The sequence below is a fragment of the Ruegeria sp. BB6 genome (assembly GCF_056539385.1).
In genome coordinates, this window is the sequence record NZ_JBQFUW010000001.1 from 353,884 (window position 1) to 369,890 (window position 16,007).

A 16,007-nucleotide genomic window follows, 5' to 3' on the forward strand; every position below is an offset into this window, starting at 1 on the left:
TTTTTTCAAAACCTTAAATGCCCTTACGCTTCCCTCTCAAAAGTCAGGCAACAAAAGTTTGCCGCTCAGCCATGCGCGTTGCAAACATTCGCTGTAAGGTCTTGATCCCCTCGTAAGCTATTTGCCGCCTAGATCGACCGCACTCGGCCAATTATCGCCGATATAATCACATATTCAATTGCTTTAGAACCACTGGTAATTGTTCCGGCAAATCCTCTGCGATCAGCCCGGGGCCGAATGTTCGCGCACATTCCACATGCAGCCATGCTGCAGCTTCCGCAGCTTGCATCGGAGTGCTCCCCCGCGCGAGCAACCCCGTGACGAAACCCGCCAGAACATCCCCTGACCCCGCCGTTGCAAGCCAAGGGGCCGACCGATCATAAGCCGCCGAATTGATCGCACATCTGCCATCGGGTGCCGCTATGACGGTATCCGGCCCCTTGAACAACACAACGCACCCCGCCCGTTCAGCGGCCTCGCGGGTTGCGTCAGCCTTTGAATACGCAGGCCCAGCCGTGGCTTCGGCGTTCAACCTTTCCGAGATATCAGGAAAGAGGCGCGCGAACTCGCCGCCGTGCGGAGTCAGGACGCACTTCTCATGCAGCATGCCAAACAGGAAAGAAGGGTCGTCTGAAAAAGCCGTCAGCGCGTCCGCATCCAGAACTGTGGAACGCCCGGCCTGCAAAGCTGCCGGCACCAAATAGCGCGCACGGTCCACACCCAAACCCGGACCAAGGCAGAGTGCATTCAACCGCTCATCCTGCAGGACATGCGACAATGACTCGGCGTCCTCGACCCTGCGAAGCATGATAGCCGTCACCTGCGCGGAAACTTCCATCTGCGCTGCCGGAGGCACACCCAGCGTCACCAACCCCGCCCCGATCCGCAAAGCCCCCCGCGCCGCCAACCGCGCCGCGCCAGTTTTGCCGGAACCGCCCGACAGGATCAGCGCATGTCCGTGAGTGTATTTGTGTTCGCCGTCTCCCTTGCGAAGCTCTCCCGACTGAACAAGATCAACCAACGTCGCACAGCCACTTCCAGTGCCATGCAACCCGATGTCCACCACTCGCAGAGCCCCACAATAGTGGGGACCATCCGCAAGAAACTGCCCTGGGCGACGCCGGTGGAAAGTGACAGTCAAGTATCCGCAAACCGCACCATACTCCTCGCTCAACGCACGTCCACTGTCCATGCAAAGTCCGGTCGGAGCGTCAATGCAAACCATGCGGTCAAAGGTTTCGCCCGCGACATGTAACTGCACCAAAGGCGCAAGAATGGCAGCCGACGGCTCTCGCGTCAGCCCCGCCCCGAATATTGCGTCCACGTAAAGGTCATAGCCGGACAATCCGGCAATTGTGGAAATCGACCACTCCCGAACGCGCCCAACCTCGCACCACCGCTCATAATTCACCCGCGCATCCGGCGGCAGTTTATCGGCATCCCCATACAGGAACACCTCAACCTCCCATCCTACCCCGTGCAACAACCGCGCCACGACAAACCCGTCGCCGCCATTATTCCCCGGCCCACACAGCACCACAGCGCGCAGCGGATCCTCTTCATCTGGCCCCAAATATCCCGGGGAGCTCGAGGGGCTGGCCCCTCGATCCTTCATTTCCGGCCACTTCTCGAATATCGCATCGACAACGCCCTGCCCGGCCCGCTCCATTAACTCCAAACCGGTGACTTCCCCAGACTCAATCGCCGCCTGTTCAATGACCCGCATCTGCGCAGCAGTCAGCAATTCGTTCATCTCAATACCCCCCGACGATTCATTTTTGATTATTTTTTGTGCAAGTCGATCAAAATTTGACCTGACGCTTATTTTCTCCGCACTCGAACACGGCCTTTTCCGCAATCAGATTGCCGACCGATCTTAGACGTGGTCACTGCCATCCTGACAAGAGTTAAAGGGAGCTCGGGATGAAGAAGATCGAAGCGATCATCAAACCGTTCAAACTCGATGAGGTGAAAGAGGCACTGCAGGACGTGGGCGTCCAGGGTCTCAGCGTGATCGAGGTAAAAGGGTTTGGTCGTCAGAAAGGTCACACCGAACTGTATCGCGGTGCGGAATATGTGGTCGACTTTCTACCCAAGGTGAAGGTCGAAGTCGTTTTGGACGACGATCAGGTCGATGCCGCCATCGATGCCATCGTCTCGGCTGCTAAAACGGACAAGATCGGCGACGGCAAGATTTTTGTTTCGCCCGTTGAACAAGCCATTCGCATTCGGACCGGTGAGGCCGGCTCGGAAGCGCTGTAATCGAACGCACTCAAATCAGAGGAATAGAGAGTATGAGCAAGGACGCAGTTCTTCAGCTGATCCGGGAAGAGGATGCTGAATACGTCGATATCCGCTTCACCGACCCGCGCGGCAAGCTTCAGCACGTGACCATCATGTCCGACCAGGTTGACGAAGACTTCCTGGAAGAAGGCTTCATGTTCGACGGTTCGTCGATCGCTGGCTGGAAGTCGATCGAAGCATCGGACATGAAACTGATGCCCGACACCGAAAGCGCCTATGTCGATCCGTTCTATGCGGAAAAGACCATCTGCCTGCACTGCTCGATCGTTGAGCCCGACACAGGCGAAGCCTATGAGCGTGACCCGCGTGGCACCGCCCAGAAAGCCGAGGCTTACCTGAAATCTTCGGGTATCGGTGATGTGGCTTACATGGGTCCCGAAGCCGAATTCTTCCTGTTTGACGATGTTCGTTTCTCGAACAGCATCAACAAGGTATCCTACGAAGTTGATGCGACCGACGCATCGTGGAACACCGACACCGAGTACGAGATGGGCAACATGGGCCATCGTCCGGGCGTCAAGGGTGGCTACTTCCCCGTGAACCCCGTTGACGAAGCGCAAGACCTGCGTTCGGAAATGCTGTCGACCATGAAGCGTCTGGGCATGAAAGTGGACAAGCACCACCACGAGGTTGCGTCTTGTCAGCACGAGCTGGGCCTGATCTTCGACAGCCTGACCAAGCAGGCCGACGAACTGCAAAAGTACAAGTACGTCATCCACAACGTTGCGCACGCCTACGGCAAATCGGCCACCTTCATGCCGAAGCCGATCGCAGGTGACAACGGCACCGGCATGCACGTCAACATGTCGATCTGGAAAGACGGCAAGCCTCTGTTCGCTGGCGACAAATATGCTGACCTGTCCGACGAAGCTCTGTACTTCATCGGCGGTATCCTGAAGCACGCCAAGACCCTGAACGCCTTCACCAACCCATCGACCAACAGCTACAAGCGTCTGATCCCGGGTTTTGAAGCCCCCGTTCTGCGCGCTTATTCGGCTCGTAACCGTTCGGGTTGTGTCCGTATTCCATGGACCGAAAGCCCGAAAGCCAAGCGCGTCGAGGCTCGCTTCCCCGATCCGGCCGCGAACCCCTACCTGGCGTTTGCCGCTCTGCTGATGGCTGGTCTGGACGGCATCAAGAACAAGATCGATCCGGGCGAAGCCATGGACAAGAACCTGTACGATCTGCCTGCCGAAGAACTGGCCGACATCCCGACCGTTTGCGGCTCGCTGCGTGAAGCTCTGGAAGCTCTGGCCTCCGATCACGACTTCCTGCTGCAGGGCGACGTGTTCACCAAAGACCAGATCGACGGCTACATCGCACTGAAGATGGAAGAGGTCGAAACCTACGAGCACACCCCGCACCCGGTTGAATACGGCATGTACTATAGCTGCTAATCCGGTTCTGGGTTTACATCTGCAAGGGCGTCCATTCGGGCGCCCTTGTTTCATTTGGGTCGATCTTCCAGACTGACAAAACAGGAGGAGATCGCATGGATACTGAATTTTCGGACTTCGTGACCACCCCCGAAGCGCTGGAGCAGATCACCGGCGCGCCCTTGCCTCAGGTTGTTGCCAAGGAGTTGCCCGCGCTGGATCAGATGTGTCGTGATTTTCTCGCCATGTCCTCCTTCTGCGTGATCGCCTCGGCCAACCCCGACGGATATCTGGATGTATCACCGCGCGGCGATCCGGCGGGCTTTGTTCACACGCTTTCAGACAGTTTGATCGCGATTCCCGACCGACCGGGCAACAAGCGCGTGGATACGTTTCACAACGTCCTGAAAGATCCCCGCATCAGCCTGATCTTCTTTGTTCCCGGCAAGATGGAAACCCTGCGTATTCGCGGGACCGCCCGCATTTGTGCCGACCCTGCGCTTCTTGAGACTATGGCGGTGCAGGACCACCCGCCCAAACTCGCCCTACTGATTCAGGTTCAAACCGTTTTCGCCCATTGTCCCAAATGCGTCATCCGGTCAGGCCTCTGGCAGCCGGACTCATGGCCGGATTCGTCCGGCCTGCCAAACATGAACGCGATGATGGTCAAACACGCGAAAATCAACAAAACGCCCGAAGAGTGGTTTGAAAGCCTGAAAGGAACGGGTGAACTGGACCTGTATTAAACCTCTTTGCGCATCTGGGAATACCGCATAGGCTTGGACTCAGCATTTCAGCCGACCGGATTTTGACCGTGTTTCGATTAGCCCTCATTCTTGCAATTTCACTTCCAACCGTCGGCGTGGCCGCGCCCTGTGGCGACACCAGCGCGGGGTTTGAAGCCTGGAAATCCGACTTTGCAAGGCAAGCCAAGCGCGCCGGGGTGAAAAAGAGGGGTCTACAGGCGCTGTCCCAGACGACATACGCAACGCGCACCATCGCCGCCGACCGCAACCAAAAGAGCTTTAAATACTCCTTGGACAAATTCATGCAGGTGCGCGGAGCGAACGCAATCGTCGCACAAGGGCGCAAACGCAAAGCCCGCAACCCTCAGTTTTATGCGGCTCTTGAACGCCAGTACGGGGTACCTGCGGGGGTCTTGATTGCTATCCACGGAATGGAAACCGGCTTTGGAAACTTTATGGGCGACAGTCAGGTTGTGTCAGCAATAACCACGCTTGCCTATGATTGTCGCCGATCCGAGTTCTTTGTCCCTCACGCCATCGGCGCCCTAAAACTGATCGATAAAGGCAGCATTACGACAGCGACCAAGGGGGCGAAACATGGCGAATTGGGGCACACGCAGTTTCTGCCCGGGAACGCTCTGACCTACGGGGTCGATGCCACGGGCGATGGCAAGGTCGATTTTTACAATATGACTGATGCGTTGGCCTCAACGGCCAATTTTCTGCGTAAGAAGGGTTGGAAACCTGGCCGGGGCTATCAACCCGGGCAGCCGAATTTCGCAGTGATTCAGCAGTGGAATGCAGCCACGGTCTACCAACAATCTATCGCGATTATGGCCGCCCGAATCGATAGTTGACGCTTGCCTTGTTTCCGCACCGGTGTTCCTCAATTCAGCCACATTGTCGCCACAGACATTAAACGGCCCCTAAAATGCCTAGGTTTCCATAGCGTAATCAATCTTTGCATTTTCTCATTTTTTTCCATTTTCGCCCAAATCTGCCCAATTTCGCTTGGTAAATTTGTTTTCACGAGAGGATGCGACAAAGGAAAAGGCAGTGACTCCCAAGCACAGCTACCACGGCGGTCTGCAGTTCAACGGTGAGACCGAAGGCGCGATCGAACGTTTCGCAGCCATCGTTGCTGCCACTCTGGAAGACTACGGTCATCTGGTTGAACGCAAGACAGTACGGGATACAACCGAAGCCAGCATCGTATCCAGCCAATACCTCGTGCGTCTGACTTTGGACACGCAGGTTGTCCAGACCGAAGACCGTTTCGAGCGCATGGATCGCGCAGCAGGTCTGAAAACCATTCAAAAGCCAGCCGTAACCTTGCCTGAGAACCGGTTGACGGTCACGATCTGCCCGGTCTCAGCCCTATTGGACGACAGCGAAATTTCCGAGCTTATGTTGGTGGTCATCCTTTACCGGATGGTCGACATCTGCTCGACGCAGCGTGTTGAGTGGCTTTCACCCAACACCGTGCTGACAATCCAGCAATTCATGAGTGCCTTTGACACTCTACCGCCCGCGAAAAAGCGGAACAGAAAACAGATTTTCGAGGCAGTCTCAGGCCCGTTTGCGGGGCTGGACATTACCGAGGAAGAAGACCTGGATGAGCCAGAAAAAAAGGCGCTGAAACCAGCAGCCCGGCCGATCCAGCTGTCAGATGAGCAGTTGCTCAGCATCGCTTTTCGGACAGAAACCACCGAGCAGACTTCAGATCGGGACGACACGCCCCCCCTCGACCACGACCAACCCAATGACATGCTCCGGCTTACCAGCTGGGGACTCACGGGTGCCGTGGCCAGCGTGTCAGTCCCGATCGCGGCATCCATGGCCGCTGTGAACCTGATCCGGGGCGAAGACTTTCGTCTGAATACACAAGTACTTGCCTATACGGTTGCGATCTCCGCTCTCAGCACAAGCGGTGCGTTCGCAGGCGTCGCCAACGCCCTGGGCATGTAGTTCACGAACCAAAGACCCTCCTAGGAGGCCCCGCCATCAGGCGGGGTTTTCCATTTTGGCAGGCTGCTTGCTTCCAGTACATAGGTATGGATCGAAAACACAACGGCTTGGGTTTTCGGTAGCCGCAACAAGGTCTGCCGTTCGCTACGCAGATACCGGGCGGTGCCGGGCTTTTTGACTTCGCGCCGCGCGCTCTCGCTGCGGGGTTGGTGCAGTTCGGCATCCTCATACCACAACGCATTGAACCGCCAGAGCGGGCGGTCCGGCTGAATCCCATCGAACAAACGCTGGACACGGCGCGCGATGTTCTCGTCGTAGCTCGCCACCGGCACGTGGATATCGATCAGAGGGCGCATGAACTTCTCGGACAGAGTCCAACTGGCGGGAAAACACAAAACTGCGCCGGTCAGGACATGCTCATCCCCATGCTTTTGCAGGATGCAGATGTCCTCTTGAACCAGTCGGCACAGAGTATCCATAGGGTTGTCACGGTCGACCGTCACCTCTTGCCCATCCGGGCGGATGACAAGATCGGAACACCCCGGATAGGCATGTTGCAGCACGAGGTCCAAAACCTCCTGCGCGGCGGGTATGGCGGATGCATCCAACGCCAGAACATCCCCGCGCTTTTCCTTCAACAGAGCATCCCGACGCTGCATCTGCGCGGCAAAGGCGTCGTCGCGGTGCAGCCATGTGTCCAGCGACGCCGGCTGAATGCCCGGCAGAGGGCGCGGGGTCAGCGGGTCATAGGGGATCGAGTTTTGCAGTATGATCGTCATGCGTTTCACCTACCACCAGAAGTTTTCCTTGTCGGTCAAAAAGCGACGAACGGGTCGTCGCATTTTTTTCAGACGAAACGGGAATGATTCTCCACGGTCTACGAACAGGCAGGGAGGCCCACCATGAACCAGCACTACCGGGACAGCCGCAAGATCGACCCAACCAAAGGGGCCACCCTTGGGGACGGCACGCCAAACGAACTGGATCGGATCGAGATCGGGCCCACTCAACTGGCATTCACCGAATGGGAGGCAGCGGGCCTGAGCCTACCCAACCTGAGCCGGATGCGAGAGTTTCGGTGGAAACGCCTGACCCAGGCAATTGTGGACCGGGGGTATGGCGGGGTGCTGATGTTCGACCCGCTCAACATCCGCTATGCGACCGACAGCACGAACATGCAGCTCTGGAACACCCATAACCCGTTCCGCGCGGTTCTGCTGTGCGCCGATGGCTACATGGTGATCTGGGACTATAAGAACTCCCCATTCCTCTCGACGTTCAACCCACTGGTGCGTGAGCAACGATCCGGTGCCGATCTGTTCTACTTCGACCGGGGCGACAAGGTTGATATCGCGGCTGACGTATTTTCAAACGAAGTGCGGGTATTGATCGAGGAACATAGCGGCGGCAACAAGCGGCTGGCGGTCGACAAAATCATGCTGCATGGCCTGCGCGCGCTTGAGGCGCAAGGGTTCGAGATTATGGAAGGCGAAGAGGTCACCGAGAAAACCCGCGCGATCAAAGGCCCGGATGAAATACTGGCCATGCGCTGTGCCAGCCACGCCTGCGAAACCGCCGTGGCCGAGATGGAGAAGTTCGCCCGCGCCAATGTGGGCGACGGGAAGACGTCAGAGGATGATATTTGGGCCGTTCTGCACGCAGAAAACATCCGACGTGGCGGCGAATGGATCGAAACGCGTCTTTTGGCTTCGGGTCAGCGGACCAACCCGTGGTTTCAGGAATGCGGGCCTCGGATCACGCAAAAGAACGAGATCATCGCCTTTGATACCGACCTGATCGGATCCTACGGCATCTGCATCGATATCTCGCGCACATGGTGGATTGGGGACGAGAAGCCCCGGGCCGATATGGTCTATGCCATGCAGCACGCGCATGAGCACATCATGACCAACATGGAGATGCTGAAACCCGGCGTGATGATCCCCGACCTGACCGCCAACTGCCACAGGCTGGATGACAAGTTTCAGGGTCAGAAATATGGCTGCCTGATGCATGGGGTCGGTCTTTGTGATGAATGGCCGCTTGTCGCTTACCCGGATAAAGCGGTGGCAGGCGCTTATGATTACCCGCTGGAGCCCGGCATGGTGCTTTGCGTTGAAGCAGCGGTCGGAGAGGTGGGTGGCGACTTTTCAATCAAACTCGAAGATCAGGTTCTGATCACCGAGGATGGGTACGAAAACCTCACCACCTACCCGTTCGATCCGATGCTGATGGGTCAGAGCTGACCCACTAGCCCGGCCAGTTTGAACGCCGCACATTGCCGTGCCAGTCTTCGATTTCAGCGCCAACCGACGGGGTCACCGAAGGGTGCGATGTATACTGTCCGGCGGCAAAGCTGATTATCCCGGTCAGGACAATCGCAATCAGTATGTCAGGACGCGGGGCAAATCCGCGGGGTGCTGTGATGATATGCGCCATGAGACTCTCCTTGGCTGCGAATTGGTGACAGCCCAAAGATGAGGGTGCTGCATTAATTTTAAAAACGAATATTTATTCGCCATAGCATCACATTTCTTGATGAAATGATTTCCCGCTTCGGGTTGGGCTTCACTGCCCCTACTCTCGGCTCACCTTCACGTGACGCTTACTACATAAGGGTTGAGCGGCCCCCTTGATGACCACAGTATTAGCGACAGCAGCAAGTTTAAGGAGCCGCCATGCCCACGGAACGCATCTCATTCACCGGTCACGACGGCAACCAACTGGCGGCCCGTCTTGATCTGCCGGACGGGCCAGTTTTGGCGACAGCGCTGTTCGCGCATTGCTTTACCTGCTCTAAGGATATTCCCGCTGCACGTCGTATTTCTGCGCGTTTGGCGGGTATGGGCATTGCCGTGTTGCGTTTTGACTTTACCGGCTTGGGCCATTCTGAGGGCGAGTTTGCAAACACCACCTTCACATCGAATGTCGAGGACCTAATCGCCGCCGCCCAGTATCTGGCCGGACGCAACATGGCCCCGTCTTTGCTGATTGGTCATTCGCTGGGGGGCGCAGCCGTGCTGCGCGCGCGTGCGGGTATTCCAACCGTCAAAGCCATCGCAACGTTGGGTGCTCCGGCCGATCCGGGGCATGTATCGCATCACTTTGAAAACGCCCTGCCCGAGATTCAGCAGCAAGGCTCTGCCGAGGTCACGTTGGGCGGACGCCCTTTCCGTATCGGCAAAGCCTTCGTGGACGACATCTCGGAATCCGCCTTGACGCCCGCCATTGCCGATCTGAAGGCTGCGCTTTTGGTTTTGCACGCCCCGTTGGATGAAACGGTCAGCGTGGACAACGCAAGTACGATCTTTCTGGCGGCCAAACATCCCAAAAGCTTTGTGACGCTGGATGATGCAGATCACCTGATCACGCGCGCGTCGGATGCCGAGTACGCCGCCGATGTAATCGCAGCTTGGGTCACACGCTATGTTCCGCTGTGTCCCCCTGCCCCTCCGCCGGGTGCGCCCGAAGGCGTCGTGCGCGTGACCGAGGCTGATCCCGCTGGGTTTTTGCAGGACATCCAGTCCGGCCCCCGGCATCACGCAGTCGCAGATGAGCCCGCCTCATACGGAGGCTCCGATCAGGGCATGTCGCCCTATGGTTTTGTATCTTCGGGGTTAGGTGCCTGCACCTCGATGACGATCCGCATGTATGCCCGGCGCAAGGGCTGGCCGTTGACGGGCATCTCCGTCGATGTCTGCCACGACAAGGTTCATGCGCAGGACGCGGGGTTGGTCAGTGACGGCAAAGTCGACCTGTTCCGGCGGAAAATCCGTCTGGAAGGTCCGCTTGACCAAACCCAGCGTGCGCGTCTGTTAGAGATCGCCGACAAGTGCCCTGTACACAGGACACTTGAGGGATCAGCTCAGATCACAACCGAACTCCTGACCTGAAAACCTCAGCGCCGTGGGGCTGGGCGGTGAATTGGCGGCCGTGCTGTTGGTGGTCGCGCAACCGGAGGGCGCGGACGCGCCGGTGGTTTGGCAACAGGCGGTCTGGGGCGCGCGGGCGGTTTCCCGACTGGCGGCTGGGTTCGATTTGGCGGTTTCCCTTCAGGTGGACGTGGCCGATTCGGGCGGTTCACGTCATGATAATAGTCATTCCACAGCATCGAGTCGTAGAACGGGTCGTACCCGTAGCCGTATCCATACCCAACCCCGACCGTCACGCCATCGCAGGCAGAAAGGGTAAAGCTGGCAGCGCCAAGTCCCAGCGCCAGAATGGACCGTTTCAACAGTTTATAGGTCATCTGAGCCTCCCTACTGCGCGGATCGGAACGACGCAAAAACGGCGTTCAGATCGTCTACATAGGCTGGGTCGGCACCATCGCGCAGCACAGCAATGACCACCGCAACACGGTCGCGTGGCAAATCAATGACGGTGGCGGTAAAGTTCACGCCGCGCCCTTCGCGTGTGCCTGTTCCCCGGATCACACGGGCAGGCAAACCACCGATCCGTGTAGAAACGGACTCGGAAACATCAGGATCGTTCACAAGAAACTTGTCGACGTCCTGCAGATAACGCAGCCCTCCATCGATCGAGGCGACACCGGCAGGCGAAACAAACCCCATCCATGCGCTGTCATCCGTCACGGGACGCACGCCAATCACACGCGCAACGGCGCGCGGGTCGCCCAGCTCGGTGTCCTCAATCTCTCGTGGCCCACCGGTGCGGACAGCCCAAAAATCAGGGACCGCAAAGCTGAATAGGGCACGCCCCTGATCGGTGTAGGTGATCGGTGTATCAGCAACGGCCGGAACGACACTCAGCCACAACGCTGCGCAAAAGGGTAAAACGGAACCCAACGGAATATGCATGACTCAAAAACCTTTTGATTTAGTGGGTTCACACTGAACCGTGACCGCGCGCTTTGTCCAGTATCTGAATTGAACAAAAAAAACCCGCGCCGGAAGCACTCCGGCGCGGGTTCATTCAATGTCAGTTTGCCGTAGATCAGGCGCGGGCGTCGCCCACCAGTTTCCACAGGCCGGGGATCAACAGAGCGGCCAGAGCCAGCTTGATCGCGTCACCCACCAGGAACGGTGTCAGACCCCATTCCAGGATCGGCTTGTCCCAGCCGTAAAGCTGACCCAGCCACAGCAGGCCGGGGACATAGATCAGGACGTTTGCCAGAACCAGCGCCAGCGCCAGCTTGCCAACCGAACGGTCCCAGCCGCGCGCAGCCAGAGCGCCCAGCAGGACGGTCGCCATCAGGTAACCCACCAGATAGCCACCGGTGCCGCCCATCATGTAGGTCAGGCCGAATTTTTCAGCCGAAGACCCGGCGAAAACGTCAAAGCCCAGCGCTCCGACCAGCAGGTAACCCAGCATCGTCACAAGGCCCAGACGGGCGCCATAGGCGGTGCCGATGGTCAGAACGGCAAAAGTGCCCATCGTGATCGGTACAGGCCACATCGGTACTTTGATTTTCGCGGCGACGGCCAGGGCAACGATGCCCAGCGCAACCAGAACAACCTGCTTGACGCGCAGTGCTGTTCCCTCGCGCGGACCAATCGCGTTGGCCAGAACATTTGAATTCATCTTCCTTCTCCCAATTCGGACCGAGATTCTGCGACAGCAATGCCCTGTCATAGCCTTTTCTGCAAGATGATTACGCTACCGCAGCATATATTCTGTGTCCATTTCATAGGATTTGCGAGGCCCGGACACGATCCAGCGCACGCTCCAGCGTGGCCAAGTAGAAAAGTCATAGACGGCATCGTAGCTGTCCGGTGGACAGTCATGGTGATCTGACGCCTGCATTTCCCCCAGTTTCAGCGCGTGAAAATAGCGGCCGTCGTCGAAATGAATCGCAACTTTTTCCCCGTCATCACGCCAAAGATAGCGGCGGGTTCCCTTCAACTCGGGTTGCCCCGGAAGGCGCAAAGTAACGTCTTCGTCGTAGACCAGCCCGTCGTCTGAACGGCTCAGGATCACTGTTCCGTCGGCGTGCACGACCTGACCTGCCTTTGCATCGCGAATGACGCGGGTCAGGCTCCAGCAGCCCTCAAACTCCGACAGGCTTTGCGGCAGGGTCATAAAGCCTCCAGAATCTCATTTCCGGTCAGTAGGCGGAATTCTTTCGCCGCCAAAATCAGGGCAAACCGTCTCATACCAGCACTCGTGCCTTGTTCCCTTGCGCGGGTGGGTTTAAACCGCGCCGCATCGCCCCTCTGCCAAATCACAAAAAGGTGCTGCTGCCAATGATTCCACGTTATTCCCGCCCCGAGATGGTCTCCATCTGGTCGCCCGAGACCAAGTTCCGCATCTGGTACGAGATCGAAGCCCATGCCTGCGAAGCTATGGCCAATCTGGGCGTGATCCCGCGCGAAAACGCCGATGCCGTGTGGAAGGCCAAAGACGTGGAATTCGACGTGGCCCGCATTGACGAGATCGAGGCCGTCACCAAACACGACGTCATCGCCTTCCTGACTCACCTGGCCGAGCATGTTGGCAGTGAAGAAGCCCGCTTCGTGCATCAGGGCATGACGTCTTCTGATGTGCTGGATACCTGCTTTAACGTACAGCTTACGCGCGCGGCGGATATCCTGATCGCTGACCTCGAAGGTCTGCTGGCCGCCCTCAAGCGCCGCGCCTACGAGCACAAGGAAACCGTTCGTATCGGCCGCAGCCACGGCATCCACGCCGAGCCCACCACCATGGGCCTGACCTTTGCGCGTTTCTATGCAGAGATGGACCGAAACCTGTCCCGTATGCGCGACGCACGCGCCGAAATCGCAACCGGCGCAATCAGCGGCGCGGTTGGCACATTCGCTAATATCGACCCCCGTGTCGAAGAACATGTCTGCGATCAATTGGGTCTGGTGCCCGAACCGATCAGCACGCAAGTCATTCCGCGCGACCGCCACGCGGCTTTCTTTGCCACGCTGGGCGTTATCGCCAGCAGCATCGAAAACATCGCCGTAGAAATCCGCCACATGCAGCGGACCGAGGTGCTGGAGGCCGAAGAGTTCTTCTCGAAAGGTCAAAAGGGCTCGTCCGCCATGCCGCACAAGCGCAACCCGGTCCTGACTGAAAACCTGACCGGTCTGGCCCGTCTGGTGCGTATGGCCGTGGTCCCCGCGATGGAAAACGTCGCCCTCTGGCACGAGCGCGATATCTCGCACAGCTCGGTCGAGCGCAACATTGGCCCTGACACGACCGTGACGCTGGACTTTGCCCTGTCGCGCTTGACCAGCGTGGTCGACAAACTGGTGGTCTACCCGGACAACATGCTGGCCAACATGAACAAGTTCCGTGGTCTGGTCATGAGCCAGCGCGTGCTGCTTGCCCTGACCCAAGCCGGCGTCAGCCGCGAAGACGCCTATCGTCTGGTACAGCGCAACGCGATGAAGGTCTGGGAAGAAGGCAAGGACTTCAAAACCGAACTTCTTGGGGATGCCGACGTAACCGCCGCGCTGAGCACCGAGGAGATCGAGGAGAAATTCGACCTCGGCTATCACACCAAGCACGTCGATACGATCTTCACCCGCGTATTTGGGGAATAAAACAACCCATTCAGAATTTCTTTCGGCCCGGACCACAAGACGTGATCCGGGCCGTTCTTTTGCCAGATCGGTCATTTTCGGATATGATGGCAGGATATTTCCGAACAGGAGACCCAAAGATGATCCGCACCCTTCTTTGCGCACTGGCACTTTCTTGCACGGCTTCGTTTGCCTTGGCCTGCAACGGCCACTCAAAGCAAACTCAATCCTGCGCGCCCGGAACCTATTGGGACACCGAAAGCCAGAGCTGCGCTAAAATTGTGAACAGCTGATAAAATCTTTCCTACTTGTGAACAAAAGCGAGCGAATGGCTGTTAGCTTTTCGTGAGAACGCGCTAGCTTGATCAGAGCAGCTCAGACAACGGAGTAGGAAAATGCGCATCGTATTCGCTTCAGCTATTGTTCTTCAGGCATTTGCATTCGCACCGGCTTTGCATGCCGCAGGCGGGGATAGCGCCAGCCCGCCCAAGCCGACAAACACCACCAAGAAATGCCTGTTCGGACGCGTTTACGACAAAGACCGCGGTCGCTGCGTGAAGCCGGACAAAACGAACTTTACCCAAGATGAACTTTATGAGGCCGTTCGCGAACTTGCCTACGATGGGCAGCTAGAGAATGCTCAGAACATTCTTCGGGTCATGGATCAGGCCGATGATCGCGTCATGACATACTGGGGCTTCACCTACCGCAAAATGGGCGATTTGGAGCTGGCGAACAGTTTCTACAACGATGCAATCCAAACGAACCCCGACAACCTTCTGGCGCGTTCCTACATGGCACAGGGCTATGTCTTGGAAGGCAAAACCGACCTCGCGATCGCGCAATGGCGTGAGATCAAAGCGCGGGGCGGCGAAGGAACCTGGGCCGAGGCGTCACTGCGCGAAGCGATCCGCACGGGGCTGACATATAGCTACTAAGCTTCAGCCTTTCTTTACCCGACTCTCGCTAACCTGCCTGCGGAACAGAAGAATGGCACCGCAGGCAGATGCAGGACGCAAATACTTTGGTACAGGTGGCATCGGGCTCAAACACCCCGTTGCCCGAACAAAACAACGAAACGCCGCGCGTGGTTCCACGCAGGCTCAGCAACAGGCAAAAGGCGGCAGTGGTCGTGCGCCTTTTGTTGAACGAAGGCGCGGATATTCCGCTTGAAGAACTTCCAGACGAATTGCAGGAGAATCTGACCCATCAACTGGACCAGATGGGATTGGTGGATCGCGTGACGCTTGATGCGGTCGCGCAGGAATTCGCAGAAGCGCTGGACAGCGTCGGCCTGTCCTTTCCACACGGTTTGGCTAGTGCCTTGGATGCAGTGAACGGGAAACTCGCCCCTGCGACCGCCGCGCGTCTGCGCAAGGTCGCCGGTGTCCGCCAGGTTGGTGATCCGTGGGAACGCCTGCGTCAGATCCCGACCGAGGAATTGGCCGAGATGGTTCAGGCGGAAAGCACCGAAATCGCAGCAGTCATGCTGTCAAAGCTAGAGACCGCCAAAGCCGCGCGTCTACTGGGGCTTCTGCCCGGCCCTGTGGCCCGTCGCATTACCTACGCTGTTTCCAAAACCGCCAACGTTACCCCAGAAGCAGTCGAGCAGATCGGATGGTCGTTGGCCGCTCAAATTGATCAACGCCCAGCGGTCGCGTTTTCCGATGCTCCGGGGCCGCGAGTCGGGGCAATCCTGAACCAGTCTGCGGCATCAACACGCGATGGGTTGTTAACAGCGCTTGACGAAGAAGATTCAGACTTTGCCAGTGTCGTCCGGCAATCGATCTTTACCTTTGCCCACATTCCAAGCCGTGTCCTGCCTCGCGACGTCCCTGCCGTTTTGCGCGGCGTCGACGAGTCTGTCCTGGTAGCCGCGCTCGGTGGGGCTGAAACGGAACAAGACCAATCCACCGTCGATTATTTGCTTTCCAACATGTCGTCTAGGATGGCCGACAACCTGCGAGAGCAGGTGAGCGAACGCGGCAACGTCAAACAGGCAGAGGGCGAAGAAGCCATGACCCAGATCGTCAGCGCCATTCGCGCTTTGGCGGATGACGGCACCATCACACTTATCGCAGAGGAAATTGGCGAATAGGTCAAAGGGTCAGCAGAAGTTCCGAACT

General features: G+C 57.7%; 17 protein-coding genes. 10 read left to right on the forward strand and 7 right to left on the reverse strand.

What is annotated here, in order from left to right:
• Positions 1 to 166 precede the first annotated feature (166 nt).
• Complete coding sequence (locus tag ACR0B7_RS01710) at positions 167 to 1,753, reverse strand: NAD(P)H-hydrate dehydratase (RefSeq protein ID WP_170481213.1); 1,587 nt, start codon at positions 1,751 to 1,753, stop codon at positions 167 to 169.
• A 170-nt stretch (positions 1,754 to 1,923) separates the two neighbouring features.
• On the opposite strand from ACR0B7_RS01710, the gene ACR0B7_RS01715 reads away from it, so the two are divergent.
• From ACR0B7_RS01715 to ACR0B7_RS01735, 5 genes are all read left to right on the forward strand, one after another.
• The gene (locus ACR0B7_RS01715; protein WP_170382673.1) at positions 1,924 to 2,262 is read left to right on the forward strand and encodes a P-II family nitrogen regulator; all 339 of its coding nucleotides are present in this window, start codon (positions 1,924 to 1,926) and stop codon (positions 2,260 to 2,262) included.
• A 32-nt stretch (positions 2,263 to 2,294) separates the two neighbouring features.
• Positions 2,295 to 3,701: a type I glutamate--ammonia ligase gene (glnA, locus tag ACR0B7_RS01720; protein WP_170382671.1), complete on the forward strand. Its 1,407-nt coding sequence runs from the start codon at positions 2,295 to 2,297 to the stop codon at positions 3,699 to 3,701.
• A gap of 95 nt (positions 3,702 to 3,796) precedes the next feature.
• Positions 3,797 to 4,426 carry an MSMEG_1061 family FMN-dependent PPOX-type flavoprotein gene (locus ACR0B7_RS01725; RefSeq protein ID WP_170481210.1) on the forward strand — a complete coding sequence of 210 codons (630 nt, stop codon included), beginning with the start codon at positions 3,797 to 3,799 and terminating at the stop codon, positions 4,424 to 4,426.
• 68 nt (positions 4,427 to 4,494) lie between these two features.
• The gene (locus ACR0B7_RS01730; RefSeq protein ID WP_170481207.1) at positions 4,495 to 5,283 is read left to right on the forward strand and encodes a lytic murein transglycosylase; all 789 of its coding nucleotides are present in this window, start codon (positions 4,495 to 4,497) and stop codon (positions 5,281 to 5,283) included.
• 199 nt (positions 5,284 to 5,482) lie between these two features.
• Entirely contained in the window at positions 5,483 to 6,394 is a 912-nt protein-coding gene (locus ACR0B7_RS01735; protein WP_480680794.1) for a hypothetical protein, read from the forward strand.
• A 20-nt stretch (positions 6,395 to 6,414) separates the two neighbouring features.
• Here the strand turns inward: ACR0B7_RS01735 and ACR0B7_RS01740 are convergent, their stop codons facing one another.
• Positions 6,415 to 7,173, reverse strand: coding sequence for a heme-dependent oxidative N-demethylase family protein (locus tag ACR0B7_RS01740; RefSeq protein WP_170481199.1), 759 nt, complete (start codon positions 7,171 to 7,173; stop codon positions 6,415 to 6,417).
• 123 nt (positions 7,174 to 7,296) lie between these two features.
• On the opposite strand from ACR0B7_RS01740, the gene dddP reads away from it, so the two are divergent.
• A complete protein-coding gene (gene dddP, locus ACR0B7_RS01745; RefSeq protein ID WP_170576631.1) occupies positions 7,297 to 8,640 on the forward strand; it encodes a dimethylsulfonioproprionate lyase DddP in 1,344 nt (447 codons plus the stop codon).
• A gap of 4 nt (positions 8,641 to 8,644) precedes the next feature.
• Here dddP and ACR0B7_RS01750 read toward each other — a convergent pair whose 3' ends face one another.
• A complete protein-coding gene (locus ACR0B7_RS01750; protein ID WP_170481193.1) occupies positions 8,645 to 8,833 on the reverse strand; it encodes a hypothetical protein in 189 nt (62 codons plus the stop codon).
• Between the two features lie 239 nt (positions 8,834 to 9,072).
• Here ACR0B7_RS01750 and ACR0B7_RS01755 point away from each other — a divergent pair, with 239 nt between their 5' ends.
• Entirely contained in the window at positions 9,073 to 10,287 is a 1,215-nt protein-coding gene (locus ACR0B7_RS01755) for a bifunctional alpha/beta hydrolase/OsmC family protein (protein WP_170481190.1), read from the forward strand.
• A gap of 5 nt (positions 10,288 to 10,292) precedes the next feature.
• On the opposite strand, the gene ACR0B7_RS01760 is transcribed toward ACR0B7_RS01755, so the two are convergent.
• From ACR0B7_RS01760 to ACR0B7_RS01775, 4 genes are all read right to left on the reverse strand, one after another.
• Complete coding sequence (locus tag ACR0B7_RS01760; protein WP_170576632.1) at positions 10,293 to 10,643, reverse strand: hypothetical protein; 351 nt, start codon at positions 10,641 to 10,643, stop codon at positions 10,293 to 10,295.
• Positions 10,644 to 10,653: 10 nt separating this feature from the next.
• Positions 10,654 to 11,211: a hypothetical protein gene (locus ACR0B7_RS01765; protein WP_480680797.1), complete on the reverse strand. Its 558-nt coding sequence runs from the start codon at positions 11,209 to 11,211 to the stop codon at positions 10,654 to 10,656.
• A 136-nt stretch (positions 11,212 to 11,347) separates the two neighbouring features.
• A complete protein-coding gene (locus ACR0B7_RS01770; protein ID WP_170382655.1) occupies positions 11,348 to 11,935 on the reverse strand; it encodes a biotin transporter BioY in 588 nt (195 codons plus the stop codon).
• Between the two features lie 75 nt (positions 11,936 to 12,010).
• Positions 12,011 to 12,433, reverse strand: coding sequence for a DUF6314 family protein (locus tag ACR0B7_RS01775; RefSeq protein ID WP_170481187.1), 423 nt, complete (start codon positions 12,431 to 12,433; stop codon positions 12,011 to 12,013).
• A gap of 164 nt (positions 12,434 to 12,597) precedes the next feature.
• Here ACR0B7_RS01775 and purB point away from each other — a divergent pair, with 164 nt between their 5' ends.
• The 3 genes from purB (at position 12,598) to ACR0B7_RS01790 (ending at position 15,979) form a co-directional block, all read left to right on the forward strand.
• The gene (gene purB / locus ACR0B7_RS01780) at positions 12,598 to 13,902 is read left to right on the forward strand and encodes an adenylosuccinate lyase (protein ID WP_170481184.1); all 1,305 of its coding nucleotides are present in this window, start codon (positions 12,598 to 12,600) and stop codon (positions 13,900 to 13,902) included.
• A gap of 374 nt (positions 13,903 to 14,276) precedes the next feature.
• Positions 14,277 to 14,819: a hypothetical protein gene (locus ACR0B7_RS01785; protein WP_170481181.1), complete on the forward strand. Its 543-nt coding sequence runs from the start codon at positions 14,277 to 14,279 to the stop codon at positions 14,817 to 14,819.
• A 68-nt stretch (positions 14,820 to 14,887) separates the two neighbouring features.
• Entirely contained in the window at positions 14,888 to 15,979 is a 1,092-nt protein-coding gene (locus ACR0B7_RS01790; protein ID WP_170576633.1) for a FliG C-terminal domain-containing protein, read from the forward strand.
• Positions 15,980 to 16,007 lie beyond the last annotated feature (28 nt).

Excerpts from the sequence above, each read along its gene's own strand:
- ACR0B7_RS01710 (WP_170481213.1), bottom strand. The coding sequence starts at position 1,753 with ATGAACGAATTGCTGACTGCTGCGCAGATGCGGGTCATTGAACAGGCG.
- ACR0B7_RS01715 (WP_170382673.1), top strand. The coding sequence starts at position 1,924 with ATGAAGAAGATCGAAGCGATCATCAAACCGTTCAAACTCGATGAGGTG.
- glnA (WP_170382671.1), top strand. The coding sequence starts at position 2,295 with ATGAGCAAGGACGCAGTTCTTCAGCTGATCCGGGAAGAGGATGCTGAA.
- ACR0B7_RS01725 (WP_170481210.1), top strand. The coding sequence starts at position 3,797 with ATGGATACTGAATTTTCGGACTTCGTGACCACCCCCGAAGCGCTGGAG.
- ACR0B7_RS01740 (WP_170481199.1), bottom strand. The coding sequence starts at position 7,173 with ATGACGATCATACTGCAAAACTCGATCCCCTATGACCCGCTGACCCCG.
- dddP (WP_170576631.1), top strand. The coding sequence starts at position 7,297 with ATGAACCAGCACTACCGGGACAGCCGCAAGATCGACCCAACCAAAGGG.
- ACR0B7_RS01750 (WP_170481193.1), bottom strand. The coding sequence starts at position 8,833 with ATGGCGCATATCATCACAGCACCCCGCGGATTTGCCCCGCGTCCTGAC.
- ACR0B7_RS01755 (WP_170481190.1), top strand. The coding sequence starts at position 9,073 with ATGCCCACGGAACGCATCTCATTCACCGGTCACGACGGCAACCAACTG.
- ACR0B7_RS01760 (WP_170576632.1), bottom strand. The coding sequence starts at position 10,643 with ATGACCTATAAACTGTTGAAACGGTCCATTCTGGCGCTGGGACTTGGC.
- ACR0B7_RS01765 (WP_480680797.1), bottom strand. The coding sequence starts at position 11,211 with ATGCATATTCCGTTGGGTTCCGTTTTACCCTTTTGCGCAGCGTTGTGG.
- ACR0B7_RS01770 (WP_170382655.1), bottom strand. The coding sequence starts at position 11,935 with ATGAATTCAAATGTTCTGGCCAACGCGATTGGTCCGCGCGAGGGAACA.
- ACR0B7_RS01775 (WP_170481187.1), bottom strand. The coding sequence starts at position 12,433 with ATGACCCTGCCGCAAAGCCTGTCGGAGTTTGAGGGCTGCTGGAGCCTG.
- purB (WP_170481184.1), top strand. The coding sequence starts at position 12,598 with ATGATTCCACGTTATTCCCGCCCCGAGATGGTCTCCATCTGGTCGCCC.
- ACR0B7_RS01785 (WP_170481181.1), top strand. The coding sequence starts at position 14,277 with ATGCGCATCGTATTCGCTTCAGCTATTGTTCTTCAGGCATTTGCATTC.
- ACR0B7_RS01790 (WP_170576633.1), top strand. The coding sequence starts at position 14,888 with ATGCAGGACGCAAATACTTTGGTACAGGTGGCATCGGGCTCAAACACC.